Source organism: Streptomyces cirratus (assembly GCF_014650775.1).
Taxonomy (GTDB): domain Bacteria; phylum Actinomycetota; class Actinomycetes; order Streptomycetales; family Streptomycetaceae; genus Streptomyces; species Streptomyces cirratus.
Genome location: NZ_BMVP01000012.1, coordinates 171,982 through 195,860 on the forward strand (window position 1 = coordinate 171,982; position 23,879 = coordinate 195,860).

Here is a 23,879-nt window from a genome sequence, read left to right on the forward strand (position 1 = left end):
GCTGCCAGGCATCAATCCCCGCGGACGGCCGCGGGGAAGATGCGGCGGGGGACGCTGCGGGGGTGGCCGGGGGTACGCCACTCGCGCGGGTATCCGACGGACACCTCTTCGAAGCGCACGCCGTCGTGCCACGTGGTGCGCGGGATGTGCAGGTGGCCGTAGACGACGGCGGCGGCCCGGAAGCGCACGTGCCAGTCGGCGGTCAGCGCGGTGCCGCACCACTGGGCGAACTCGGGGTGGCGCAGGACCCGGGTGGGGTTGCGGACGAGGGGGAAGTGGTTGACGAGCACCGTGCGCAGCTCGGGGTCGCAGGCGGCGAGCCGCCCTTCGGTGTGGGAGACCCGGGCCCGGCACCAGGCCTCGCGGGACGGGTAGGGGTCCGGGTGGAGGAGGAACTCGTCGCTGCACACCACCCCGGCCGCGTAGGCCTCTTCCAGGGCCTGCTCCTTGGTGACCGCGGACGGGGTGCGGAAGGAGTAGTCGTACAGCAGGAAGAGGGGCGCCACGACGAGGGGTCCGCCGGGGCCGGACCACACGGGGTAGGGGTCCTCGGGCGTGTGCACGCCGAAGGAGCGGCAGATCTCGACGAGCAGCCGGTAGCGCGCCTCGCCGCGCAGGCCCCGGGGATCGTCGCGCAGCGTCCACAGATCGTGATTCCCCGGTGCCCAGATGACCGTGGCGTATCGCCTGGTGAGCAGTTGGAGCACCCACCGTAGGTCTTCGGGTGACTCTCCGACGTCGCCGGCGATGACGAGCCAATCGGCGGGGCTCTCGGGATACAGCTCCTCGACGATCCTGCGGTTCTCCGGGAATGCGACATGAAGGTCGCTGATGCCCATGAGGTTTCCGTGCGGCATTCCGTGAGTTTGGACGGGCTCGGGCGCACGCGACACCCCTGCCGGGCCCCTGAATTGCCGTCCGGGGTTCCACACCGGGCTATGGCAGGCGCATGGCAATGCCGGTCCGGGGCGTGCCAGGGTCGGGGCAGGGGGCGCCCGCGCGGGCGCGCGAATGGCAGTGGACTGGCGGCCCGGCGGCGTTCCGGGGCCCGATCGGGCCGGGCGGGGCCGCTGTTCCTGGCCCCGGCGGCGGGGGTGGCGCGAGCGTGGAGGTGTCAGGCCGACCCCGGCCGGCACCGATACCGCGACCAGAGGGAATGCCGTGCTCACGAAGCTCCTGCCGGCGAACGTCGCCACCGCCGAGGCCACCGCCGATCCTGCCGAGGTCTTCCTCTACCCGGAGGAGGAGAACCTGATCCGCAACGCCGTACCGAAGCGCAGGCTGGAGTTCGGCACCGTCCGCTGGTGCGCCCGGCGGGCAATGGACTCGCTGGGGCTGCCGCCGGCGCCGGTGGTGCCGGGCCGGCGCGGTGCCCCGCAGTGGGCACCCTCGGTAGTCGGGTCCATGACACACTGCGCGGGGTTCCGAGGGGTGGCCCTCGCCCGTTCGGCGCAGTTCGCGGCGGTGGGCATAGACGCGGAGACGAACACCGCCCTGCCGGACGGGGTACTGGAGTCGATCGCGCTGCCCAGGGAGCTGCGCTGGAACCGGGAGCTGACCCGAGCGGCGCCCGAAATCGCCTGGGACCGGCTGCTGTTCAGCATCAAGGAGGCCGTCTACAAGACGTGGTTCCCGCTGACGGGACAGGAACTCGACTTCACCGACGCCGTGGTGAGCATCGACGCCGCCGAGGAGACGTTCCGCGCCCGGCTGCTGCCGGATCCCGAGACCCTCTCGGCCGCCGCGCCGCACGCGTTCAGCGGCCGCTGGTCCGCGGCGGACGGAGTCCTGCTCAGCGCCATCGCCGTACCGGCCGCCCGGCCCGTCGTCGCGGGCGCCCCGCAACGACGAAGCGCCCCCCGCTTGTGCCCTGCGGGGAGCGCTTGCTGACCGGGTCGCCGACGGCGTTGCGGGATCACCCCCAGCGGTCGTCCTCGGGTACCTGCGGGGCGCCGGTGATGCCGGTGTTCCCCGTGATCGAGACCGACAGGCTTAACGCGTTCACCACGACGGTCCCGGACATGAACTGCGCCCCCATGACCGTCAGGACTATACCGATGAGTACGGTCAAGCACATGGCAGAGAATTTGCCGGAAATTACCCTCACGCCTTCCCCCAGTTGAAGATCAGGTTCCGAGCACCCACACCTGTCCGAATTTTCCGGCTTTGGTGACCCCGGGTGATGCGAATAGAGTGCTCGACATCGATCATTCACGCCAAGAGGCCCACGCTGGCGTAAAGTTACGTGGCAGCAATTACATCGATCAGTGGGGGCTGAGATGTTCACAGGGGAGGGCCCGGATTCAGGCTTCGCAGAGCTGGACGACGTCAGCGCCACCGCGTACGGGCTGGCCGTCGAGTCCGGCCGCTTCGTACGCGAACAGGTCGCCGAGCAGCTGTCCCTGACGCCCGAGGAGATCGAGCGGGTGGAGCGCGTGCTCCGCGGCGTACGCCTGCTGCAGTCGATGCCGGGCAACCCCGCCGAACTCACCCCGGTCACGCCCGACGTGGCGGCCGCGTCCCTGGTGGCGCCGGCCGAGCGGCAGATCCGCGACCTCCAGCAAGCGGTCACCGACGTGCGTGCCAAGCTCCTGTCGCTGACCCCCCTGTATTTCGAGGGCCGCAGGCTGCGCAACCGGCTGGAGGCCTTCGACATCATCACGGACGTCACGCGGATCCAGGCGATGCTCAACCACCTGAGCCAGAACTGCAAGAGCGAACTGCTCACCGTGCAGCCCGGCGGCGCGCGGCCGGCCGATCTCCTCGACCAGGCCCGCGAGTCGGCCCTGTCCACCCTCGCCCGGGGTGTGCGGATCCGCACGATCTACCAGCACACCGCCCGCAACGACCTGCCCACGCGCAGCTACGTCCGCGACGTGACACGGCACGGCGCGGAGATCCGTACCGCCGACGAAGTGATCGACCGGCTGATCATCTACGACCGCGAGGTCGCCTTCCTGCCTGAACGTTCCTCCGTGGACTGCGCGCCGGGCGCGGCGATCGTGCGCGAGCCGACGCTCGTGGCGTTCCTGTGCTCCGTCTTCGAGTACCTGTGGGACGGCGCGTCGGCCTACATGGTGGAGTCCCAGCGGTCCACCGCCTCCTCCGACGAGCTGAGGTGGTCGATCATCCGGCTGATGGCGAAGGGGTACAAGGACGAGATGGTCGCGCGCCGGCTCGGCATGTCCGTGCGCACCTGCCGCCGCCACATCGCCGACATCACCGAGGAACTCGAGGCCACGAGCCGCTTCCAGGCCGGCTACAACGCGGCCCGCCAGGAGATGCTGTCCGGCGATTCCGCCCCCTCCCCCGGCTGATCCCGCGCGCGCCGGGGCGGGACCCGCCCCGGCCTGACCGGTCACCAGCCCGTGTCCTCGTCGAGTGCCTCCGTGATGGCGTCCACGCAGTCCTGGTCGAGCATCGTCGTGACGTGGGCGTCCTGGAGCCGGCCGAAGCCCGCGTCGTACACGGCGGCGCTGATGACGTAGCCGCCGTCGAGCGGGAAGGTACGGAAGATCCACTCGTCCCCGGTGCCCGCCGTGCCGTCCGGCCGCTGGACGCGCACCGGCCTGCCGTCGGGGCCGAAGCCGAACTCGGTGAACCGGAACTGCATGCCCTGCCCGATGGCCTTGCTGTACGCCTCCTTAAGGGTCCACAGCCGCACCAGCGCGCCGTTGCGCTCCGCCTCCGGCATGCCCGACAGCAGCACCGACTCGTAGGGCGTGCAGATGTGGCGGCCGAGGCCGCCGCCGTACATCTCCCGGTCGGCCCGCTCCGCGTCGACGCCGATCAGGCCGCAGGTCGTCAGGCCGACGAGCAGCAGGTCCTCGGTGTGGCTGAGGCTGATGTCGATCTGGTCGCAGCCCCGCAGGTACGGCCGGCCGGTCGGCCCGTAGGCCAGTTCGAGGTCGGCGGGATCGCTGGCGAGCACGGCCCCCGCCGCGTGCTTGAGGAGCATCCGGGAGGCGATGTAGCGGTTGCGCACGTCGGCGTGCGTCAGGTCCAGAAAGCGCGTCCAGTCCCGGCCGAGCAGCTCGCGCAGCCCGTCGCCGGACGGCAGGCTCGGCTCCAGGTCCTCGAGCCACGCGTAGACCAGGGCCGTTCCGTGGGTGGCGAGGTCCTCCCGGACCCGGTCCCATGACGTGCCCCCGGCAGCGAGCGCCACCGGCTCGCCGAGCGGGGGGCCGAGCGTGGGACTGCCCGGGGCGGTCATCGGCGGTACTCCTTCACGAGGGTGTGGATGTCGCGCAGGCTCTGCGCCTCCAGCAGGCGGTGCACCGGGACGCGGTGGCCGGACTCCTCCAGGAGCGCCACCAGCCGGAGCAGGTTGAGGGAATCCCAGCCGGGCAGGTCCACCAGTGCGGTGTCGGCGCCCGAAGGATCGGGGAGGTCCAGGCCGAGGTCGTCGCGGACCGTCCGAAGGAACACGTCGACGTTATCGAGACTCATCCGCCGGCCTTCTCCCCAGGGTCGCGGTGACGCGCACGTGCCCGGGGACGGCCGGCACCCGCGTCAGATCATGGTGGAACTCCACCGAAATGTCCTCGCGTCCTGCTGGAGCGGGCCGCTCCGTGAACCCGCAGGAGGGGTAGAAGTCGCGGACGCGGTGGTTGCGTGCGGTGGGTACGTAGCGGGCGGTCACGGCGGACAGCCCGAGGTCGTCGCGGGCGTGGGCCAGCAGCACCGCCAGGACGGCCCGCTCGATGTCACGGCCGAGCACGCGGCAGCTGAGCCACATGCCGTCCAGGCGCAGCGCCCCCGCCTCGAAGGTGCCGAGCACGGCCGCGACCAGGCCGTTGGCGCCGAACCGGTCGGCGGTGCGGGCGGCGAGCAGCAGCCGGTCCGGGTCGGCGGCCAGCGCGGCCAGCCGCGGCTCCGGGAGGCCGCCGCCGGTGAGGTTGAACTGGTTGGTGCGCAGACTCAGCTGGGACAGGCGCGCGTACTCGTGACCGCGGGGCGGCCCGAGGTCGAGGGTGACCTCCAGCGCCCTCAGGAACTCCTCGTGCGAGGCGCCGGCCTGGCGCAGGGCCCGGCGCTCGCGCTGGCGGTGGTACTCGCCGGTCCTGGCGCGGTCCTCGTCGGTGAGGCGCAGGGTGTCGAACCAGCCGTCGGTGAGCAACCGGGTCACGTGCAGCGCCGGTTCGTCGTCGAGCGGTACGACGGCCACCTCGGGCGCGCCGTGGCGTACGCGGGCCCGCTCGGCCGGTGAGTCGTCGGCGAAGACGAGGGCGTCGGGGCCGAGGTCCAGCACTCGTGCGATGTCGAGGAGATTGCCGTCCTTGGGCCGCCAGTTGGCGTTGATGCGGACGAAGTCCTGCTCGCGCAGGGTCATGTCCGGGTGGCCGCGCAGCACCTCCAGGACCGGTTCCTCGTCGTTCTTGCTGCTGACCGCGAGCAGCACCCCTTGGGAGGAGAGCTGGCGCACGCACCTCTGGAAGGCGCCGAAGGCCTCCCCGCGCAGGGTGCCGGCCGCGGCGATGCCGTCGGGCCCGTCCTCGCCGAGGACTCCGTCCCACAGGGTGTGGTCGAGGTCGAGCACCAGGCACTTGCGGACGAGGCCGCGTACGGCGCGCGCCAGGTGGGCGACCTCGCGGGCGTACGCGGCGAGGAGCTCCGCACCGAACCGCACCTTGCCGTAGCGCTCCAGCCGGGGGTCGGTGACGGGGCCGCCGTCGCCCACGAGGGGTTCGAGGTCGATCACCACCAGCCGGTCCGCGGACTCGGTCAGGCGCAGGAGCCGGGCGTTGAACTCCCGCCAGACCGCCCCGAGCCGGGCCCGGGAGCGGTGGTCCACCAGTTGCCGGCTGTAGGTACGGGGCAGTGGGAGGGTGTTGAGCACGAGGGTGCCGGGGACGGCGCCGGCGAGTGCGGCGCACCGCGACAGCGCCTCCTCGCCGGCCGCCTCCACGTCCTCGGGCCGCCATACCGCCGGGACCTGCTCGAACAGGGTCTCGGCGTCGAGCAGGCACAGGGTGAGGTCGGGGGCTGGGGTGCGCAGCGGACTGCGGGGGTCGGTGAGGTCGCGCAGGTAGGTGCCGTACTCGCCCGGCACGGGCCGCAGCAGCAGTCCGTGGCGGGCCAGTTCGCCCGTGAGGGGGTCGATGACGTGCCCGACCGTGGACTGGCCGGTGACGGCCACCGTGACGACGGGGGTGTGCGGGTGGTGTGCCAGTACGGCGTCGGGGTCGAGCCGGGCGAGCAGCCGGCCGGCCTTCGCCAGGTCGCCGCCCGCGGCGGCGGTGGCGGGGAGGCCGACCGGACCGACCGGGCCGGCGTCCTCCGCGAGGAGCGCCGGCACTTGGTCGTAGGCCTTCTCCAGCAGCCCCCGCGCGTGCAGTTCGCGCAGTCGCGCCAGTGCGTTCGTCATCGGTGCCTCACACCTTCTCCAGGGCGAGCCCGGCGCGGAACCACCGGCTGGATTCCACGCACAGGGCCAGCGCGCGCGAACCGGGGGTGAAATCGGGCAGGAGCCGGTCCAGTTGGTGGAACGGGAGGGCGTTGCCCGTGTTGCCGGTCTCGGAGACGCAGGAGACCTCCCGCGCGGAAGTGGCCGGCAGCCCCTCCACGATCCGCGCGGTCATCCGCTCGGACAGCTGGGGCGGCAGCAGGAAGCCGATGTCGTCGAGGTCCCAGCCGAGGCCGCCGAGGAGTTCCCAGAGGATCTCGGCGGTGATCGTCGGCACGTGTTCCTCGATCGCCTTGTAGTCCTCGGCGAGCATCGGCCGGCCGGAGTCGCGGTCGGTGGTGCCGTACCAGTCCAGGAGCTGGCCGGGTGGACGTCCTTGACCGGTCCAGGAGTTGAGCACTGCCCGTACGGCGACGCGCTCGCCCTCGGGTTCGTCCGTGAGGACCGCGGCGCCCGCCCCGTCCCCGAACAGGACGTAGTTGACCAGTTCCTCGCGCGGCATACGGGCCGCTTCGGGGGTGGCCGACAGGAACCGGTGGGTGACGTCCCCGCCGACGACCAGGCCGGCCCGGTGTCCGCCGCGTACGAGGGTACGGCCGAGGTCGATGGCCTGGATCGCACCGGAGCAGCCCGCCTGGATCTGGAAGACCGGCAGGTGTCCGAGGCCCAGCCGGTCGGCGACCTCGCCGGCGGTGGTCGGCAGGAGCGTGTCGGGGGTGGCGGTCGCGAGGATCAGGAACTCGATGTCGGCGGGGCCGAATCCGCAGCCGTCCATGGCCTGCGCGGCGGCCTCGGTGCACAGGTCGGCGAGGGTTCCGCGGACCTCCCCGGTGGCCGGGTCCCAGCCGAAGTGGCGGGTCTTGGTGCCGACGAAGAGGTCGATCCACTCCTCACTGATCCCCAGCAGGGCGGCCAGCGCGGTGTTGTCCACGGGGGCTCCGGGCAGCGCCGTGCCCGTCGCGGCCAGGTAGACGGTGCCGCGCTCGGCGGCTGTCGCGCTCATGCCGACCTCGCCATGATGACGTCGCCGAGGAAAGTGGCGAGCGAGCCGACCGAGCGCAGCGCGGGCAGCATCTGCTGTACGGAGACCTCTCCGACGCGGGGCAGCCGGGCCTCGACCCGGTTCTTGAGCTGCATGATCATCACCGAGTCGAAGCCGAGGTCCTCGTGGAAGCGGGCTTCGCGCACGACGCGTTCCCTGGGGTAGCCGCCCACCTCGCCGACGGCCTCGACGACGGCCAGGAGCACCGGGTCGTCGTCGCCGACGCGGGCCGCGGCCGGCGCGGGAACCGGTTCGGGCGCGTGCGCGGTCACGTGTGCGGTCGTGGTCTCGGTCGCCGGATCGGAGAGCGCCGGGCCGGCCTGCGGGGCCTGCCGGTCCCAGTAGCGGTGGTCGGCGCAGAACACGTACGGGGCGAGGGCTTCCACCACACGGTGCGCGGGCTCGTACAGCTCCTCCCACCGCGGGTCCAGCCCGCACCGGTGGAGCGCGGCGACGGTCTCGGCGAGCTCGCGGCCGGTCGCGGCCCCGCCGGGGGCGGGGTGCAGGAACTCCACCCCTGCGGCGCGACCGCCCCGGGCGGCGATATCCAGCAGCTGGCTGCGCGGCCCGATCTCGATCAGGTGGGTCGGGGCGATGTCCGAGACGAGCGCCCCCAGCGCGGTGTCCATGAGCACGGGCTCCTCGATCTGGTCCGCCCAGTAGTCGGCGTCCATCGGTTCGTGGCGCAGCATCCGGCCGTAGCGGGTCGAGGCCAGCGGCAGCGCTGGCGGCGCGCAGCGCACCGCCAGCGTCCGCAGGTCCGCCGCTGCCGGGGCGAGCAGGGGTGAGTGGAAGGCGTGGGCGACGGGCAGGGGTTTGGCCTTGACGCCGCGGAGGTCCAGTTCCCTGGCGATCCGGGCCAGGGCGTCGAGCGGGCCGGACAGCACCGTGTCCGCAGGGCCGTTGAGCGCGGCGGCCACCACCTCGGGTTCCCGTGCGAGGAGTTCCGCCAGTTCGCCGGGTCCGGCGGCGACTGCGGTCATGCCGCCGCCCCGGGGCAGTTCGCTCATCAGGGCGCCCCGGCGGGCCACCAGCCGGGCGGCTTCGCCGAGTTCGAGTGCGCCCGCGGTGACGGCCGCCGCGTACTCCCCCAGGCTGTGGCCGAGTACGGCGGCGGGGGTGATGCCGAGCGAGGTGAGGGTGCGGGCCAGGGCGTAGCCGACGGCGAACAGCGCGGGCTGGGCGAACTCCGGGCGGTGCACCCGGTCGTCGCCGCTGAGGATCAGCTCGCGCACCGAGGTGCCCAGGTGGCCGGCGAGGGCCTCGTCCGCTTCCGCGAGGTGGCGGCGGTAGGCGGGGGACTCGCGGTGGAGCCCGGCCGTCATCCCGGGGTACTCGGTGCCCTGCCCGGTGAAGAGGAAGGCCACGACGGGCCGGCCCCAGGGGCGGGCGGCGCCCGCCGCCGTGTCGGGGTGCCCGGCCGCTTCGCGGAGCGCGTCCACGAGCTCGTCGCCGTCGCGCACGGTGGCGGCGAAGCGGTACGGCAGCCCGGTCTTGATCCGGTTGCTGCTCCAGCACAGGGCGGCCGCCGCGCCGCGCGGGCGCCGCGCCACCGCCTCGGCCTGCGCGGCGAGGTTGCGGCGCAGGGCCTCGGGGGTGTCGGCGCTGACGGTGAAGACCCCGACGGCACCCGGAGCCGTGCGGGCCCCGACGGCGCGCGGGGTGCGCGCCCCGGTGGGGCGGGGCGCGGTGGCCAGCACGGCGTGCGCGTTCGTACCGCCCATGCCGAAGCTGCTGACTCCGGCGAGGCTCTCTCCGCGCGGCAGCCGCATCGGCGACTTGAGCAGCCGCAGGCCGCGCTCCCCGAGCCGCAGCCGGGGGTTCTCCCGGCCGGCGTGGAGGCTGGCGGGCACGATGCGGTGGTGCAGGGCCAGGGCGGTCTTGATCAGTCCGGCGATGCCCGCGGCGCCCTCGGTGTGGCCGAGGTTGCCCTTGACGGAGCCGATCGCGCACGGCGTCCCGCGCGCGACGCCGTGGACCGCGCCGAGCGCCGCGCACTCGATGGCGTCGCCCAGTACGGTTCCGGTGCCGTGGGCCTCGACGAACGCGACCCGGTCGGGGGTGGTGCCCGCCCGCCGGTACGCGGAGGCCAGCACCCGCTCCTGCGACCAGCGGTTGGGGGCGATGACCCCGTTGCTGCGGCCGTCCTGGTTGACGGCGCTGCCGCGCAGCACCGCGTAGACGCGCTGGCCGTCCGCGAGCGCGTCGTCCAGCCGGCGCAGCACCACGAGGCCGACGCCGTCGCCGCGTCCGATGCCGTCGGCGTCCGCGCTGAACGGCTTGCAGCGCCCGTCGCCGGCGGCGAGGCCCAGCTGTTCGTACACCAGGCCCAGTGAGGGCGACAGGACGATGTTGACCCCACCGGCGAGGGCGGTGTCGCACTCCCCGGTGAGCAGCGAGGAGGCCGCGAGGTGGACGGCGACGAGCGAGGACGAGCAGGCGGTGTCGACGGCGAGGCTCGGTCCGGTGAAGTTGAAGTGGTAGGAGATCCGGTTGGCCGCCATCCCGGCGCTGCTGCCCGCGCCGAGCAGCGGGGTCACGCGCGCGAGGTCGCTCATGGTGAGCCGGCCCCACTCGCCGCCCATGACCCCGACGAACACCCCGGTTTCGGTGCCGGAGAGTTCGCCGGGGGCCCGGCCCGAGTCCTCCAGCGCCCGCCACGCGCAGGGCAGCAGGAGCCGGTGGTGCGGGTCCATGGCGGCGGCTTCGCGGGGGGCGACGGAGAAGAAGTCGCTGTCGAAGACATCGGCGTCGTCGATGAAGCCGCCGCTGCCGCAGACAGCGGGGAACTCCCTGGCCTCCCAGCGCTGCGCGGGGACCGGGCCGGTGCCGCTCCCGCCGCGCATCAGCAGGTCCCAGTACGCCTGCACGCCCGCCGCCCCGGGGAACGTGCAGTCGATCCCGACGATGGCGATGTCCCCCATCAGCGCTGGTCCCGCGCGGGCGCCAGGGCGGCGGACAGGGCGCCCGCGCCGGCGGCCGGGGGGATGGCCGGCAGGACCTGCTCCAGGTGCCGGACCAGGGCGGTCACGGTCGGGTGGTCCCACAGCAGGGTGGGTTCGACCTCCAGGCCGAATTCGTCCTCCAGGTCGCCGCAGAGGCTGAGCGCCGCCACGGAGTCCATCCCGTACTCGGCGAGCGGTACGCCCGGGTCGATGCTCTCGGGCGCGCGGCGCAGGTAGAGCGAGAGCCGGTCCATCAGCCACTCGTGCGGCAGGACGCCGCCGCCCGCGGTGGTGGGGTGGGTGTTGGTCAGGGCGCTGGGAACGGTCATCGTGGTCTCCTTCAATGCGTACGGCCCCTGCGGCGGCCGCCGGGGTCGACCTGGGTCCGTCAACCGGGGATCGGGGTGGAGTAGAGGTCGTAGCTGATCTGGGTGCTGAACCGGAGCTGGACCTCGTGCCGGATCCGGGTCTCGCACTCCGGCGGCAGGTCGGCGACCCGGGTTCCCAGCCGCCGGGCGATGCGGTGCAGCGCGGCGGCGGCCCAGCACGGGTCGGCGAGGAACGGGTCGGAGCCGTAGCGGCCCTGGTCCCACAGCCCCAGCACGGCGGCCGCCGCCAGGAGCAGCGCGTACCGGTCCATGAGGGCGAACCTCGCGGGCTGCGCCGTGGACGCGGACCCGGCCGCCTCCAGCCGCAGGACCCGTCGGCGCACGTCACGCAGTTCCTCGACGAGCTGCCCGGCGAGGGTGCGCAGGGCGCGTTCGACGGGCCCGCTGCCTTCGATGCCCGCGGCGATCACCAGCATCGACGCGGTGAGGGAGTCCCTGCCGCAGGCCAGGCTCAGCCGGTCGGTGCGCAGCGGCGGCAGGTCGCCGCGGAGCCGGAACAGCCCGGCCGGCGCCTCGTCCTCGATGAACCACGAGCTGCGGGCCAGGCGCGGCATTTGCGGGATGACGGTGGCCTGGCAGGCGACGGTGCCGGCGTGGCCGAGGCTGAGCACGGGCACGTCCCGTACGTGCTTCTGGAAGATCCCGAGGGTTCCCTCGCGGGTGTAGAACCCGGAGCCGAGGACGATGGACAGGTCGTACATGGTCTCGGTGAGCACCCGCGGCAGCAGGTACTTGAGCGCCGCCGAGTAGACGCTGGTCTCGGCGGGCAGCAGGTGCAGGGCGCGGGTGGCGACGACGGCGAGGCTGTCGTACAGCAGCAGGCTGACGAAGGCGTTGGTCAGCGCGGCGCCGGTCCTGCCGTCGATCCCGCGGCCCTGCCAGCCGCCGGAGTTCTCCCGGTCGAAGCGGACGGCGGTGCGCAGGCTGGTGTCGAGCGCCGCGACGGCGGTCGCGGAGATCACCGTGCGGCTGATCTGGAAGGACCGCAGGGCGGTCTCGATGCCGCTGCCCTCGGGCCCGAGCAGGGCGGACTCGGGCACCGGGCAGTCGTCGAACTCGACGCCGGCCCAGCGGCAGCCGCGCAGCCCCACGTTGGTGCGGCGGGCGGCGACCGCGGTGCGGGTGTCCGACAGCTGCTCGGGGTCCAGCAGCAGCACCGAGTGGCTGCGGCTGCCGGGGGCCGGGTCGGTACGGCAGAACAGGACCAGCGCGCCGGCCCGTTGCAGGTTGTTGACCAGCGGCTTGCCGCCCCTGATCAGGTAGCCGCGCGGACCGCGGCGGGCGGTGACCTGGCTGCGTACGTAGTCGTTGCTGTGGGCGGTCTCGTGCTGGGCGATGGCCGCCTTGCCGCCGCCGCGCAGCAGTGCGGCGAGCCGGTGCCGCTGGCGGGAAGTCCCGGCGGCCCACACGTCGGAGGCCGCCATGAAGGTGGTCATGCCGTGGCCCATGGCCAGGCCCACGTCCCGGCGGAGCACCGGGCGCATGATCCTGACCAGGGTGTCCATGCCGTCGAGGCGCCCGCCGAGGGCGCGCGGCACGTACTCGTCGGTGATGCGGAAGTCGTCGAGCAGCGCCTCGCCGGCGGCGAAGGGCACGGCGGCCCGGTCCGCTTCCAGCAGGGCGGTGTAGCCGACGGGGTTGGCCGGGTCGGAGGGGTCGCCGAACAGTGCCTCCAGCCGGGCGACGCGCTCGCGCACCGCGTGCTCCCGGTGGTGGGCCCCGCGGCCCTGCGCCACGGCCGGGTCGCCGAGCAGCGACGTCACCAACGCCGGCCTCCGTCGGCTCCTTCCGGCCGCAGCAGGTCCTCGCCGAACAGCGCGTCGTCGGCGCGGGCCAGGGCCCGTACGTCCGGGGTGAGGACCTCGTACTCGCCGCGCACCACGCCGTCGAGGAAGAGGGTGCGCATCAGGGTGCGCTGCACCTTGCCGCTGCTGGTGCGGCGTACGGCGCCGGGCCGGACCAGCAGCACGTTGCCGGCCGGGATCTCGAACTCCTTGCCGATGAGGGCCTGGATCTTCTGCGCGACGGTGCGCAGCTCGGCGGAGCCGGCGCCCCGCACCTCCTGGATGAGGACGAGGTGTTCGCGGCCCGCGTCCACGGAGAACGCGGCGCCCACGCCGAAGGTCAGGGCGGGACTGACGGTCCGGGCCGCCCACTCGATGTCCTGCGGGTAGACGTTGCGGCCGTTGATGATGATGACTTCCTTGAGGCGTCCGGTGACGTACAGCTCGCCGTCGTCGAACATGCCGAGGTCGCCGGTGCGCAGGAAGCCGCTCTCCTCGTCGTTGAGGCTGGCGCGGAAGGTCCGGATGGTCTCGGTGGGCCGCTTCCAGTAGCCGCGGGCCACGCTGTAGCCGCGCAGCCAGATCTCACCGACGGCGCCGGGCGGCAGCTCGTGGTGGGTCAGCGGGTCCACGATGCGCACCTCGATGTCGACCGGTCTGCCGCAGCCGACCAGCGTCTGCACGCGCTCCTCGGTGCCGGCTCCGGCGGCCCGGTCGCGCTCCAGGGCGCTCTTGTCGAAGTCCTTGCGCACGTGGGGGGTGCCGGGGGTGCCGCCGGAGACGACGAGGGTCGCCTCGGCGAGTCCGTAGCAGGGGCGCAGCGCCTCGGGCCGGAAGCCGGCGGGGGCGAACCGTGCGGCGAACTCGTCGAGGCTTTCGGGGCGGACGGGTTCGGCGCCGTTGAGGGCGAGGCGCCAGCGGGACAGGTCGAGCGCGGCGATCTGTTCGTCCTTGACGCGGCGCACGCACAGGTCGTAGCAGAAGTTGGGGCCGCCGCCGACGGTGACGCCGTACTCGTCGATGGCCTGGAGCCAGCGCAGGGGCCGCTTGACGAAGGACAGCGGGGTCACCTGGACGCTGTGCGTACCCAGCCAGACGGGGTGCAGGAGGTGCGCGACGAGGCCCATGTCGTGGAAGTACGGCAACCAGCTGCCGAAGCGGTCCTCGCGGGTGGTGCGGAGCAGCTTCTGCAGGGCCGCCTGGTTGGCGAGCAGGTTGCGGTGGGTGACGGTCACGCCGCGCGGTTCGGAGACCGAGCCGGAGGTGTACTGGAGGAAGGCGTAGTCGTCCTGGCGCACGGTGACGGGGCGCCAGGCGTCGGCGTCACCGATGGCGGGGACGTCGCTGACCACGCAGGCCGCGTCGGGGCGGGAGTTGCGGGCGAGCCAGAGGGCGACCTCGGGGGCTGCGGCCGTCTCGGTGAGGACGACCTTCGCGCCGGTGTCCTGGAGGACGGCGGTGGTGCGGTTGAGCCGCTTGTCGCGACCGGCCTCGCCGGGCAGGGGTACGGGGACGGCGACGGCGCCCGCGTAGAGGCAGCCGGCAAAGGCCTTGAGGAACTCGACGGTCGAGGAGTAGACCAGCAGGACGGGCTGTTCCCCCACTCCGTACTCCTGGAGGCAGGCGGCGATCCGTCTCGCCTCCCGGTCCAGTTCGCCGTAGGTGAGGTGTTCGGCCACCGTTCCGCCGGCGGTGTCGCGGAGGAAGATGTGCACATCCTCGTCGGCGAGTTCCGCCGCCCGCGCGCGGAGCAGTTCGGTGAAGGTGGCGAAGCGTGACTCTGACATCCGCGGCATCCCCTCGCGTCTGCGGGCCCCCGTGGGTGGCGGACCTCGTCTTCGCGCCGATGGTCCCCGTACGTCCTTAAGGGGCGCTTGCGCGCGTCGCACTCAGGGGGTGGCAGGGGTGCGCGCGGCCGGGGGGCGGGCGGGAGGCTCGGGGCATGAACACCAACACCGACAACGGCGCCGACGCCGGAGCCCCGCAGCCGTCGGCCCTGGTCTTTCCCGGGATGCAGCCGACCGCTTTCTCCGAGGTCGCGAAGTTCATGCTGGTCAACCCGTATGCGCGTGAGCTGTACGCGATCGCGGACGAGGTGCTCGGCTACCGGCTGGCCGACCGCTACCAGCAGACGGAGGGCGACTATTCCCTGTACGGGCAGATCTCGTTCGTCGTGAACTGCCTGGCGCTGGCGCGCTGGGCAGCGGACCGGCTGGACGTCACACCTGCCTTCGTCACGGGTCCCAGCTTCGGCGCGCGGGCCGCCGCCGTGCACTGCGGGGTGCTCGAATTCCCCGACGCGGTACGGATGACGGCGCGGCTGGCGACCGTGATGGACGAGTACTTCGAGCGGGAGCACCCGGCCCTGGTGACCCAGTCGATCGCGCGGGTACCGCAGGAGAAGGTGGAGCTGCTGCGACGGGAACTCGACGAGCGGGGCGAGTGGAGCGACGTCTCCTGCGTCGTCGACCACGACTTCACGATGCTGACGGTCCACGAGTCGGTATTGGACTGGCTCCAGCGGCGGATCCGGTCGCTGGGCGGGATGTCGATGTACACGATGAAGCCGCCCATGCACTCGTACCTCTTCGGCGGCCTGCGGGACCGGGTGGACGCGGAGGTCTTCGACGGCCTGACCTGGTCCGAGCCCCGGCTGCCGGTGGTCGCCGACCAGGACGGCCGGGTGGTGACCACCGGCGAGGGCGTGCGCGGGATGCTGCTGGACGGTTTCGTGCGGACGGTGCGCTGGCCCGCTGTGGTGGAGACCCTGTCGCGGGCGGGGGTGGGCCGGCTGTACGTGTCCGGGCAGGACGGGCTGTTCACCCGGGTGGCCTGCACCACGCGCGCCTTCGAGGTGGTGCCGATGACGCCCCGTTCCGCGATGCGGCCGGCGCCGCGCCGGATGCCGGTGGCGGCAGCAGCCGCTTGACGGTCCGACGTCCGGACGACGCCCGAAGGGGCCGGCGCCTCTCGGCACCGGCCCCTTCGGCGTTCCCTCGCGCCCGGGCTGCTACTTGCCGTCCACCGTGAAGGCGTAGAAGGTGCCGGAGGTCAGGCTGCCGGTGGTGCCGGCACCCTGGCTGAACCGGGCGTAGCCGTTGCCCCAGTAGACGGTGCCGTCGACGACGGCCGGGCCGGCGTTGGAGGAGTACGGCGCGTCGAACTCCCACAGGTACTTGCCGGTCGCCGCGTCCAGGGCGTACATCGCACCGCTGGTGGAGCCGCCGAAGACGACGCCGTTGGCAGTGGTCAGGGCGCCCCAGGCGAAGCCGTCGGTCTTGTCCTCGACCTGCCACAGGATCCGGCCGGTCTGCGGGTCGAGTGCTGCGAAGGAACTGCGGCTGGTCGAGGTGCCGCCGGCCAGGGTGTACGGGATGCGGAAGAAGTTGGCCTCGGCGATGTAGATGCGCCGGTCGTCGTTGGCGGTGCCCCACTCGATACCGCCGATGTGGCCGCCGGGGCCGGCCGCCGCGCTCCAGACCACGTCGCCGGTGGTGGCGTCGAGGAGCCAGTACTCGCCGCTCTTCTCGCCCGCGCCGATCACCTTGCGGGAACGGCCGTCGGCCGCCTTGATCGTGAACAGGTGGGCGCCGTCGCCGAAGTCGTAGTCGTTGCCCGGGTTGGGCGGGCAGTTGTTGGGCGGGAAGCCGGGGATGCAGCCGGTGTTCCAGGCGTCGAAGCGGCCGGAGCCGGTGTGCCACTTGATGCGGCCGGTGGTCATGTCCAGCGCGAGCACCGAGTCGACGTAGTCGTCGGGCGCCAGGCACTGGCCGGGGGTGCCGCCGGCGCTCTGGCAGTCGCTGGCCGTCTTGGGCACCGTGTAGTTGTTGCCGGTGGTGAAGTACACCGTGTTGGTCGACGGGTCCAGGGCCGGGGTGCCCCAGACGGCCACGCCGCTGTAGCCGCCGGTCTTGCCGCCGTTGTCGGGGACCGTGTACTGGCGCCACAGCAGGTTGCCGGTGGCGGCGTCGAGGGCGTTCACACTGCCGCGGAACGTGCAGCACGGGTAGGCGGGGTCGAGGGCGCCCTCGGACTCGCGGGAGGAGACGCCCTGGTAGATCACGCCGTCGTGGACGACCGGCGACTGGGTCAGGACCGCCTTGTACTGCGAGTCGATCTGCTTGCTCCACACCAGGTTGCCGGTGGCCGCGTCGACCGACATCAGGACGGCCTTGTCCCAGTCGGCGATGTACACCCGGCCGCCGACCACGGTGGGGCTGGAGCGGGAGACGGAGTTCGGGTTACCGGTGTAGTCGGACACCTTGCGCGACCAGATGGCGTGACCGGTCCTGGAGTCCACCTTGTGCAGGTAGCCGCCCCAGTCGGGGAAGTAGACCGCGCCGCCGGTCACCGCGGGCGTGGCGGACACGTCGCCATGGGTGGCGAACGTCCACTTGGCCTTGAGCCGGCCGACGTTCCACTTGTTGACCGTGTCTTCCTGCGGGTTGGACCGGCTGTTGCGGACGTCGTGGCCGCCGGTGGGCCATGCCGCCGCGAAGTACGCGGCGTTGGTGGGCTGCGTGGTGACGAGGGTCGCGGTCAGTGCCGCTATGGCGAGCAGGACGAACCTGCGGACCGCTCCCTGCCGAGACCAGGGTCTTGTGCGCATGGTGACTTCTTCTTCCGGGTGTTGACGGGTTCGGTGGTGGCCGGCCGTGGTGGGGTTCAGCCGACGGGGACGGGTTCGCCGTGCAGTGCGGCGGCCCGTGCGGTGAGCTCCAGCCGGTCGGTCTTCTTGTTGGTGTTGAGCGGGAACTCGGAGAGCCGGTGGTAGTGGCGCGGGATCAGCTGGGCGGGCAGCAGTCCGGCCAGGTCACGGTGGAACTCCTGCGGCGAGCGCTCCTCGCCCAGGTAGAAGGTGACGAGTTCGGTGCTGTTGGCGACGGGCACGCCGACCACCACCGCGCCGGTCACCGGGGTGCCGGCGCGCAGCGCGTGCTCCACCTCGGCCAGTTCGACGCGGTAGCCCTGCACCTGTACCTGGGAGTCGGTGCGGCCCAGGTAGACCAGTTCGCCGCCGGCCAGCCGGCGTACGCGGTCGCCGGTGCGGTACCAGCGGGCCCCGTCGCGCTGGAGGTACTTGCCGAGGCCGTCCTCGGGGTCCAGGTACCCGGCGGACAACTGCGGCCCCGACAGCCACAGTTCACCCTCTTCGGCAGCGGGCCGGCCGTGCTCGTCGAGGAGGAGTTCCGCGTGGCCGTCGTGGAGCGTGCCGAGCGGGACCACGCCGTTGACGCCGAGCCGGGTGGATTCCTCGGGATCCCAGCGGTGGCGGTGGGTGGTGATGGTCATCTCGGTGGGCCCGTAGACGTTGACCACCGCCGAGTGGGGCGCCGCCTTCTGCCAGGCGTCGGTGTCCTGGAACTGGAGCGCCTCTCCTCCGAAGAACGTCCAGCGCAGGGAGGGCATGCTGTCCGGCACGAGGCGCCCGGTGCGCCGGGACAGCGAGATCACGCTGGGGGCGGAGAACCAGACGGTGATGCCGTGCTCGGCCACGAAGCCGGGGAGGTCCCGGTAGGCGTGCGGGGACACGGAGACCAGCGGCGCGCCGGCCGCCCAGGCACACCACAGGTCGGAGACGGCCGAGTCCCAGTTCAGGTTCGCGGCCTGGGAGAAGACGTCCGCGGCGGTGAAGTCGTACCAGTCGTCCATCAGCGCGAAGTAGTGCGCCATGTTGCCGTGGGTCAGCCGCACGCCCTTGGGCCGGCCCGTGGACCCCGAGGTGAACAGGACGTAGGCCACGTCCTGCGGCGCGGCGGACCTGGGCGCCGCGAGCACCGTGTCCGGGCCGGTGGCCACCGGGCGCAGCCCGAGGGCCGCGAGGGCCTCCGCGCGGGCCGGGTCCGGGTGCGGCGCGAGGACGGGGAGTCCGGCGAGGCCCGCGAGTTCGGCGGGCAGCCGGCCCGAGGCCGCGCCGAGCAGGGCCGCTCCCTCCTCGTCGACGATCAGCGCGGACACCTCGGCGGCCGCGAGCATCGAGGCGATCTTCCCGGCCGGGAAGCCGGCGAGCAGGGGCACCGCGGGGAGCCCCGCGTACAGGCTCGCCAGGACGGCCACGTACGAGGTCACGCTGCGGCCCGCGACGATGCCGACGGCCTTCGGCGGCCCGCCCGGGGCGGCGAGCAGGGCGCCCGCCCAGGCCAGGGCCAGCCGGTGGGCCGTCGTGTAGTCGACGGTCTCCTTCCCGACCCGCACCGCGACGCCGTGCGGCGATTTCTCCAGACCGCGCAGGAAACGAGCGTGCAGCGCGGTCCGCGCCAATGGTTCCATTACCGCTCCTCCTTGCCGGAATTACCGACAAGCTCTCGTCGGACAAAATCGGGAGAGCACACCGCGCCATTGTGCACGCATTTCCCGGGAACATTTCCCGGGCACATTGACACGCACCGGCGGCAGCAGCATTATTTCCCGTATGCCAGAACTCGCGAATCACACCTGGGACGACGCTTTCGAAGCCGTCGTCCGTCCGTTCCTGCCCTACCTTTCACCGGGCGAGAAACTGACCGGTGACTCTCAACTCCGTGACCTGGGACTGGACTCCATGGGCACGGTCGAACTGCTCGCCGCACTGGAAAGCGCTTATGACGTGCGCTTCCTGGACGACGCCCTGAAACTGGAGAATTTCGCCAGTCCGGATGTGCTGTGGCGCACCCTGATGACCGAGACAGAATCCGCCGCGTGACCTTTTCGATTTCCGCCAGGCCCGACCCGGGAACAATCCGAGTCGGGCCCTTCACTTTTGCCGGGACGCGACGGGTTCAGGGGACCAGTCGCATGAAACCCTCCTCGACCCTTTCGAGGAGTGATCTCACGTGCGCCAGCGCCAGCGGATCGGGCGCGTCGAGCGCGAGCTGCTGCTCTTCGACGGTTTCGCCGTACAGCATGCTGGTGGCGCACTTGAACCGCAGTGCCTCCCCCTCGTCGCCGAGCAGGTGTCCGGCGAGCACCACGATGCCGAGGTCCAGCATCCGGCGGGCCAGCGTCGGGGAGTCCGTCACCTCGTACTTGCCCAGTTCCGCGCGGACCGGCTCGAAGTCGGGGTAGACGTAGAACGCGCCGGTGGGGGGCCGGCAGCGGGCCCCGGCGGCGATGGTGATGCGGTGGACCTCGCGGGCGACGGCCCCGTGCAGCCGTGCGCTCGCGCGCAGGCGCTCGCGGATGTCCTCGGGCTCTCCGAAGGCGTACTCGGCCACCGACTGCATCGGCGCGGCCAGCGTCGACCACACCTCGCTCGCCACCGAGACCACGCCGGAACGGATCCACTCGCCCCACGGTCCATGGGGGAAGCGGGCCGCGCCGATGCGCCAGCCGCCCAGGGCCAGGCTCTTGCTCAGTCCGGTGACGACGACCGTGCTGGCGGGCGCCACTTCGGCGGGGCTGAGGAACTCGGTGGCCGGGTCGTGCACGACGTCCCGGTAGATCTCGTCCGAGACGATCAGCAGACCCTCCTCCTCGGCGATCGCGCACAGTTCACGGATCAGGGCGGGCGGGGCCAGAGTGCCGGTCGGGTTGTCCGGCAGGGTCAGGATGAGGATCCGCGGGTCGCGGCCCAGCACGCGCGCCGCGGTGATGCTCTCGCGCAGCGCGGCCGGATCGGGCACCCCGCCGCACTCCTCGGGGATCGCGACGGCGATGGGGTGCTTGCCGGCCAGCCGGGCCTGGGGGGCGTACGTGTTCCAGGCCGGCCGGGGCAGGATCACGTCCCCGGGGACGACCAGGCCGAGGGCCATCAGCAGCGGCTTGCTGCCCGGGGCGACCACGATCTGGTCGGCCCCGGTGGGGATGTTCCGCCGGCCGAAGTAGCCGGCTACGGCCGCGCGCACCTCGGGTGAACCGGCCACCGGACCGTAGGCGTTGCGGGTCGCGCCCGCGGCGAGGCGTTCCATCAGCGGGGCGAACGGCGGCAGCCGTGACTCGCCGAACCCGAGGTGGACCAGCGACTCCCCGGCCGCCCGGCGCTGCGCCACGAGCTGGTTCAGCGCCAGGTTCGGGGACATCCTCATGTCGTTCATGCGGGGCTCCCCACCGGGGTGGCGGTACGCGTCCCGAAGAGTTCGGGTTCGGCCGTCCAGGCGGGGCCGGCGATCGCGCGGGCGATGTCGGCCGGGACGGAGCGGTCCAGGCGCAGCTCGTCCAGCCAGGCGGCGCCGGGGTCGTAGTGGGCCAGGAACGGCCGCCCGACGAGAGCGGGTTCACGGGCCTGCACCATGTGCAGTTGGAGGAAGCGGCCTTCGGCGGTCTCGACGACCCCGTCCACGGCCACCTTGCCGGGCGTCGCGGACATCACCGGGCCGCGGACCGTACGGGCCAGGCCCGGCAGGGTCCGGTAGGCGGCCTGGAAGATCTCGGCGGCCCGGGCGAGCGGGACGCGGAAGTAGTCGTAGGGACCGGTGTCCCGCTCGACGAACATGTAGTAGGGGACGGCGCCGAGGGCCAGCTCGGCGCGCCACATCTCGCTCCAGACGTCCGCGTCGTCATTGACGCGGGCGATCAGCGGCGCCTGGCAGTAGACGAGCGCCCCGGTGGACTTGATCCGGGCGACGGCCTGCCGGGCGAGGTCGGTGGAGAGCTCGCGGGGGTGGCTGAAATGCGCCATGACGGCGAGGTTCCGCCCGGAGGCGACGACCTGCTCGAACAGGCGCAGCACGTCGTCGGCGTCCGGGTCGGTGACGAAGCGCTGCGGCCAGTAGGCCACCGACTTGGTGCCGATCCGGATGGTCCGTACGGTGTCGACCGCCAGCAGCGGCTCCAGGTGCGAGCGGAGCCGTTCGGTGGACATCACCATGGGGTCGCCGCCGGTGACCAGTACGTCGCCGGCGTCGGGGTGGGCGCCCAGGTAGGAGATCAGCCCGCTGGGGTCGGGCGCGGCGAACCGCAGGTCCGCGTCGCCGACGAACTGGGCCCAGCGGAAGCAGTAGGTGCAGTACGAGTGGCAGGTCTGGCCCTGGCTCGGGAAGTAGAGGACCGTCTCGCGGTACTTGTGCTGGAGGCCGGGGATCTCGGCGCCGTCCCGGGTGGGGACGTTCAGCTCCTTCTGCCCGGAGGGGTGCGGGTTGAGGCGGCCGCGGATCTGCTGGACGAGCGTCCGCAGGGCGGGCTTGGCGGCGGGGTCCGCGGAGAGGGCGGCGAGGTCGCGCTCGTTCTGCTCGGTGAGCATGCCCTTCTGCGGGAAGACCAGTTGGAACATGGGGTCGTCCGGGATCCGGTCCCAGTCGATGAGCTGCGTCAGGACGTACTCGTTGACCCGGAAGGGCAGCACCATCGACACGAGCCGGACGGTCTCGCGTATGTCGGCGGACAGGCCGTGACGGTCCGAGATCTCGTCGAGCTGCCGCGGCCCGTACGCGCGGAACCGTGCCGTCCCGACAGAATCGGTTGCCAGCAGGGACATGCGGATATTCCTCCAGCCTGGTGCCTGGCAGTTCCGAGCGTGTGCTCGAACGCGGTTCGATGCTAGGAAGCCGATTCGGCCACGGGACCCCCAGCCGGACCCCTAATAGCGGCTCCGGGCCACGGGGGCGGGGCAGGGGCCCGGCGTACGAAAAGAACCGCCCAGGACCGCGGGGGCGGGGTCCTGGGCGGTTGCTGTGCGGGGCGCGGCGCTACACCGTGCCGGTGCCCGGCTGGTGGGCGTCTGCGGTCGCGGAGGCGAGTTCGGCGGCGCGCGCGTTGTCGTTCTGGACGGCGCGCAGCCCGATCACGGCGAACACCGCCGCGCCGGCCATCACGATCGCCCCGGCGACGGACGCGGCGTGCACCTCGCTGGTGAACGCGGCACGGGCCGCGTCGACGAGGTGGGCGGAGGCGTCCCCCGAGAGCTTGCCGGCGGCCGCGAGGGCGCCGCCGATGGTCTCGCGGGCCGGGTCGAGCGCTTCGGCGGGCACACCGGCAGGGGCGTCCAGTGCGGGGCTGTTGCGGTAGACGGCGGCGCCGATGCTGCCCAGGACGGCGACACCGAGGGCGCCGCCGAGTTCCTGCCCGGTCTGGAGCAGGGCGGAGGCCGTTCCGGCGCGCTCCGGCGGTACCTGGCCGACGACCAGTTCGGTGACCAGGGTGAGGACCGGGGTGAGGCCGACGGCGAGAGCGATGATGCCGATCAGGATGAGGACCAGGCCGTCCTCGGCGGGCACCTGGGTCAGCATGAGCAGGGCGACGGTGGCGATGGCGAAGCCGGTGCCGATGATGTGGGCGGGCTTGACGGTGCGGACGAGGACGGTGGCGACGGGTACGACGGCGCCGACCGCGAGCGTGCCGGGGATGGTCCACAGCGCGGACTTGAGGGCGCTCATGCCGAGGACCGACTGCATGTACTGGGTGCTGAACAGCGAGTACCCGACGAGGGTGAAGCAGGCCAGCATGTTGACGGTCACCGAGGCGCCGAAGGCACGGTTGCGGAACAGCTCGATGTCGACCATCGGGTCGCTGCTGGTGCGCTGGCGGCGCAGGAACACCGGTGCGAGCGCCAGTCCGACGACGATGGAGGCGACGTAGGGGACGGAGAAGCCGTCGACGGCGATCCGCTTGAAGCCGTAGATGACCGGGAGCACGACGGCCAGCGAGAGCGCCGCGCTGATCAGGTCGAACTTGCCGGCCGCGGCGTCGCGGAACTCGGGGAGCAGGAACGGCGCCGACACCAGCAGGAGCAGCATCACGGGGACGTTGATGAGGAAGACCGAACCCCACCAGAAGCCATTGAGGAGCGCGCCGCTGACCACGGGGCCCAGGGCCGCACCGGCGGCCATGCCGGTGGACCATACGGCGACGGCGGTGCGCCGCTGCGTCTGGTCGCGGAACAGGTTGCGGATCAGCGCGAGGGTCGAGGGCATGAGGGTGGCGCCGCCGATGCCCTGGAGGGCGCGCGCGGAGATCACCATCTCGGGGTTGGAGGCGTAGGCCGCGAGCAGCGAGCCGGCCGCGAACACGACGGCCCCGATGAGCAGCAGACGGCGGCGCCCGATCCGGTCGCCGAGCGCGCCCATGGTGAGCAGGACGCCCGACAGGACGAAGCCGTAGATGTCGATCATCCACAGCTGTTCGCTGCCGGAGGGGCGCAGGTCCTCGCTGATGGAGGGGATGGCGAAGTAGAGAACCGTCAGGTCCATGGAAACGAGCAGCACGGGCAGGAGCAGGACGCCGAGGGCGATCCATTCCTTGCGGCCCGCTTTGGCCTCCGGTCCGGCGTGGTCGTTCTCGCTCAGGGAGCTGGTCATGGGGGCTGTCCAATGCTTTCGTGACGGGGGCGTGTACCAGTGAACGGAGCGCGGGGCCCGGCGCGCCCGGGCCGGGACGGGAACAGGGGTCAAGACAGGGGTG

At 72.5% G+C, this 23,879-nt stretch carries 19 protein-coding genes; 4 read left to right on the forward strand and 15 right to left on the reverse strand.

From position 1 onward, the window contains the following. Positions 1-11: 11 nt before the first annotated feature. Positions 12-857 carry a metallophosphoesterase family protein gene (locus IE207_RS25360; protein WP_229873959.1) on the reverse strand — a complete coding sequence of 282 codons (846 nt, stop codon included), beginning with the start codon at positions 855-857 and terminating at the stop codon, positions 12-14. A gap of 304 nt (positions 858-1,161) precedes the next feature. Here IE207_RS25360 and IE207_RS25365 point away from each other — a divergent pair, with 304 nt between their 5' ends. Beyond that, complete coding sequence (locus IE207_RS25365; RefSeq protein ID WP_190186606.1) at positions 1,162-1,890, forward strand: 4'-phosphopantetheinyl transferase family protein; 729 nt, start codon at positions 1,162-1,164, stop codon at positions 1,888-1,890. Between the two features lie 25 nt (positions 1,891-1,915). Here the strand turns inward: IE207_RS25365 and IE207_RS33845 are convergent, their stop codons facing one another. Further along, a complete protein-coding gene (locus IE207_RS33845; RefSeq protein ID WP_268250206.1) occupies positions 1,916-2,038 on the reverse strand; it encodes a hypothetical protein in 123 nt (40 codons plus the stop codon). A gap of 241 nt (positions 2,039-2,279) precedes the next feature. On the opposite strand from IE207_RS33845, the gene IE207_RS25370 reads away from it, so the two are divergent. After that, on the forward strand, positions 2,280-3,317 hold the full coding sequence (locus IE207_RS25370; RefSeq protein ID WP_190186607.1) for a LuxR C-terminal-related transcriptional regulator: 1,038 nt from the start codon (positions 2,280-2,282) through the stop codon (positions 3,315-3,317). Between the two features lie 41 nt (positions 3,318-3,358). On the opposite strand, the gene IE207_RS25375 is transcribed toward IE207_RS25370, so the two are convergent. The 8 genes from IE207_RS25375 to IE207_RS25410 are packed head-to-tail and all read right to left on the reverse strand — an operon-like array spanning position 3,359 to position 14,353. Further along, the gene (locus IE207_RS25375) at positions 3,359-4,213 is read right to left on the reverse strand and encodes a 4'-phosphopantetheinyl transferase family protein (RefSeq protein WP_190186608.1); all 855 of its coding nucleotides are present in this window, start codon (positions 4,211-4,213) and stop codon (positions 3,359-3,361) included. Further along, positions 4,210-4,449 (reverse strand): phosphopantetheine-binding protein, encoded by a 240-nt coding sequence (locus IE207_RS25380; protein ID WP_190186609.1) that lies wholly within the window; start codon positions 4,447-4,449, stop codon positions 4,210-4,212. The genes IE207_RS25375 and IE207_RS25380 overlap by 4 nt, the downstream gene beginning before the upstream one ends. Continuing rightward, positions 4,436-6,367: an HAD-IIIC family phosphatase gene (locus IE207_RS25385; RefSeq protein WP_190186610.1), complete on the reverse strand. Its 1,932-nt coding sequence runs from the start codon at positions 6,365-6,367 to the stop codon at positions 4,436-4,438. The genes IE207_RS25380 and IE207_RS25385 overlap by 14 nt, the downstream gene beginning before the upstream one ends. A 7-nt stretch (positions 6,368-6,374) precedes the next feature. Further along, a complete protein-coding gene (locus IE207_RS25390) occupies positions 6,375-7,409 on the reverse strand; it encodes a 3-oxoacyl-ACP synthase III family protein (RefSeq protein WP_190186611.1) in 1,035 nt (344 codons plus the stop codon). Further along, complete coding sequence (locus tag IE207_RS25395; RefSeq protein ID WP_190186612.1) at positions 7,406-10,372, reverse strand: type I polyketide synthase; 2,967 nt, start codon at positions 10,370-10,372, stop codon at positions 7,406-7,408. The genes IE207_RS25390 and IE207_RS25395 overlap by 4 nt, the downstream gene beginning before the upstream one ends. Beyond that, positions 10,372-10,722, reverse strand: coding sequence for an acyl carrier protein (locus IE207_RS25400; protein ID WP_190186613.1), 351 nt, complete (start codon positions 10,720-10,722; stop codon positions 10,372-10,374). The genes IE207_RS25395 and IE207_RS25400 overlap by 1 nt, the downstream gene beginning before the upstream one ends. A 59-nt stretch (positions 10,723-10,781) precedes the next feature. Further along, a complete protein-coding gene (locus IE207_RS25405; RefSeq protein ID WP_229873962.1) occupies positions 10,782-12,545 on the reverse strand; it encodes an acyl-CoA dehydrogenase family protein in 1,764 nt (587 codons plus the stop codon). After that, positions 12,542-14,353, reverse strand: a complete 1,812-nt coding sequence (locus IE207_RS25410; protein WP_229873967.1) for a fatty acyl-AMP ligase — start codon at positions 14,351-14,353, stop codon at positions 12,542-12,544. Before IE207_RS25410 ends, IE207_RS25405 begins: the two co-directional genes overlap by 4 nt. A 155-nt stretch (positions 14,354-14,508) precedes the next feature. On the opposite strand from IE207_RS25410, the gene IE207_RS25415 reads away from it, so the two are divergent. Continuing rightward, on the forward strand, positions 14,509-15,495 hold the full coding sequence (locus IE207_RS25415) for an ACP S-malonyltransferase (RefSeq protein ID WP_190186615.1): 987 nt from the start codon (positions 14,509-14,511) through the stop codon (positions 15,493-15,495). 81 nt (positions 15,496-15,576) lie between these two features. On the opposite strand, the gene IE207_RS25420 is transcribed toward IE207_RS25415, so the two are convergent. Further along, entirely contained in the window at positions 15,577-17,175 is a 1,599-nt protein-coding gene (locus tag IE207_RS25420) for an outer membrane protein assembly factor BamB family protein (RefSeq protein ID WP_190186616.1), read from the reverse strand. A 56-nt stretch (positions 17,176-17,231) separates the two neighbouring features. After that, on the reverse strand, positions 17,232-18,836 hold the full coding sequence (locus IE207_RS25425) for an AMP-binding protein (protein ID WP_190186617.1): 1,605 nt from the start codon (positions 18,834-18,836) through the stop codon (positions 17,232-17,234). Positions 18,837-18,978: 142 nt separating this feature from the next. Here IE207_RS25425 and IE207_RS25430 point away from each other — a divergent pair, with 142 nt between their 5' ends. Then, positions 18,979-19,248 (forward strand): phosphopantetheine-binding protein, encoded by a 270-nt coding sequence (locus IE207_RS25430; RefSeq protein ID WP_190186618.1) that lies wholly within the window; start codon positions 18,979-18,981, stop codon positions 19,246-19,248. Positions 19,249-19,324: 76 nt separating this feature from the next. On the opposite strand, the gene IE207_RS25435 is transcribed toward IE207_RS25430, so the two are convergent. The 3 genes from IE207_RS25435 to IE207_RS25445 form a co-directional block, all read right to left on the reverse strand. Beyond that, positions 19,325-20,578 (reverse strand): pyridoxal phosphate-dependent aminotransferase, encoded by a 1,254-nt coding sequence (locus IE207_RS25435; protein WP_190186619.1) that lies wholly within the window; start codon positions 20,576-20,578, stop codon positions 19,325-19,327. Further along, the gene (locus IE207_RS25440; RefSeq protein WP_190186620.1) at positions 20,575-21,957 is read right to left on the reverse strand and encodes a KamA family radical SAM protein; all 1,383 of its coding nucleotides are present in this window, start codon (positions 21,955-21,957) and stop codon (positions 20,575-20,577) included. The genes IE207_RS25435 and IE207_RS25440 overlap by 4 nt, the downstream gene beginning before the upstream one ends. A 211-nt stretch (positions 21,958-22,168) precedes the next feature. Further along, positions 22,169-23,776, reverse strand: a complete 1,608-nt coding sequence (locus tag IE207_RS25445) for an MFS transporter (RefSeq protein ID WP_190186621.1) — start codon at positions 23,774-23,776, stop codon at positions 22,169-22,171. Between the last annotated feature and the right edge of the window lie 103 nt (positions 23,777-23,879).

What these genes read in the sequence shown, in the direction of transcription:
- IE207_RS25370 (WP_190186607.1), top strand. Translation starts at nt 2,280, where the DNA reads ATGTTCACAGGGGAGGGCCCGGATTCAGGCTTCGCAGAGCTGGACGAC.
- IE207_RS25400 (WP_190186613.1), bottom strand. Translation starts at nt 10,722, where the DNA reads ATGACCGTTCCCAGCGCCCTGACCAACACCCACCCCACCACCGCGGGC.
- IE207_RS25420 (WP_190186616.1), bottom strand. Translation starts at nt 17,175, where the DNA reads ATGCGCACAAGACCCTGGTCTCGGCAGGGAGCGGTCCGCAGGTTCGTC.
- IE207_RS25375 (WP_190186608.1), bottom strand. Translation starts at nt 4,213, where the DNA reads ATGACCGCCCCGGGCAGTCCCACGCTCGGCCCCCCGCTCGGCGAGCCG.
- IE207_RS33845 (WP_268250206.1), bottom strand. Translation starts at nt 2,038, where the DNA reads ATGGGGGCGCAGTTCATGTCCGGGACCGTCGTGGTGAACGCGTTAAGC.
- IE207_RS25360 (WP_229873959.1), bottom strand. Translation starts at nt 857, where the DNA reads ATGCCGCACGGAAACCTCATGGGCATCAGCGACCTTCATGTCGCATTC.
- IE207_RS25445 (WP_190186621.1), bottom strand. Translation starts at nt 23,776, where the DNA reads ATGACCAGCTCCCTGAGCGAGAACGACCACGCCGGACCGGAGGCCAAA.
- IE207_RS25380 (WP_190186609.1), bottom strand. Translation starts at nt 4,449, where the DNA reads ATGAGTCTCGATAACGTCGACGTGTTCCTTCGGACGGTCCGCGACGAC.
- IE207_RS25385 (WP_190186610.1), bottom strand. Translation starts at nt 6,367, where the DNA reads ATGACGAACGCACTGGCGCGACTGCGCGAACTGCACGCGCGGGGGCTG.
- IE207_RS25390 (WP_190186611.1), bottom strand. Translation starts at nt 7,409, where the DNA reads ATGAGCGCGACAGCCGCCGAGCGCGGCACCGTCTACCTGGCCGCGACG.
- IE207_RS25440 (WP_190186620.1), bottom strand. Translation starts at nt 21,957, where the DNA reads ATGTCCCTGCTGGCAACCGATTCTGTCGGGACGGCACGGTTCCGCGCG.
- IE207_RS25415 (WP_190186615.1), top strand. Translation starts at nt 14,509, where the DNA reads ATGAACACCAACACCGACAACGGCGCCGACGCCGGAGCCCCGCAGCCG.
- IE207_RS25435 (WP_190186619.1), bottom strand. Translation starts at nt 20,578, where the DNA reads ATGAACGACATGAGGATGTCCCCGAACCTGGCGCTGAACCAGCTCGTG.
- IE207_RS25425 (WP_190186617.1), bottom strand. Translation starts at nt 18,836, where the DNA reads ATGGAACCATTGGCGCGGACCGCGCTGCACGCTCGTTTCCTGCGCGGT.
- IE207_RS25430 (WP_190186618.1), top strand. Translation starts at nt 18,979, where the DNA reads ATGCCAGAACTCGCGAATCACACCTGGGACGACGCTTTCGAAGCCGTC.
- IE207_RS25410 (WP_229873967.1), bottom strand. Translation starts at nt 14,353, where the DNA reads ATGTCAGAGTCACGCTTCGCCACCTTCACCGAACTGCTCCGCGCGCGG.
- IE207_RS25395 (WP_190186612.1), bottom strand. Translation starts at nt 10,372, where the DNA reads ATGGGGGACATCGCCATCGTCGGGATCGACTGCACGTTCCCCGGGGCG.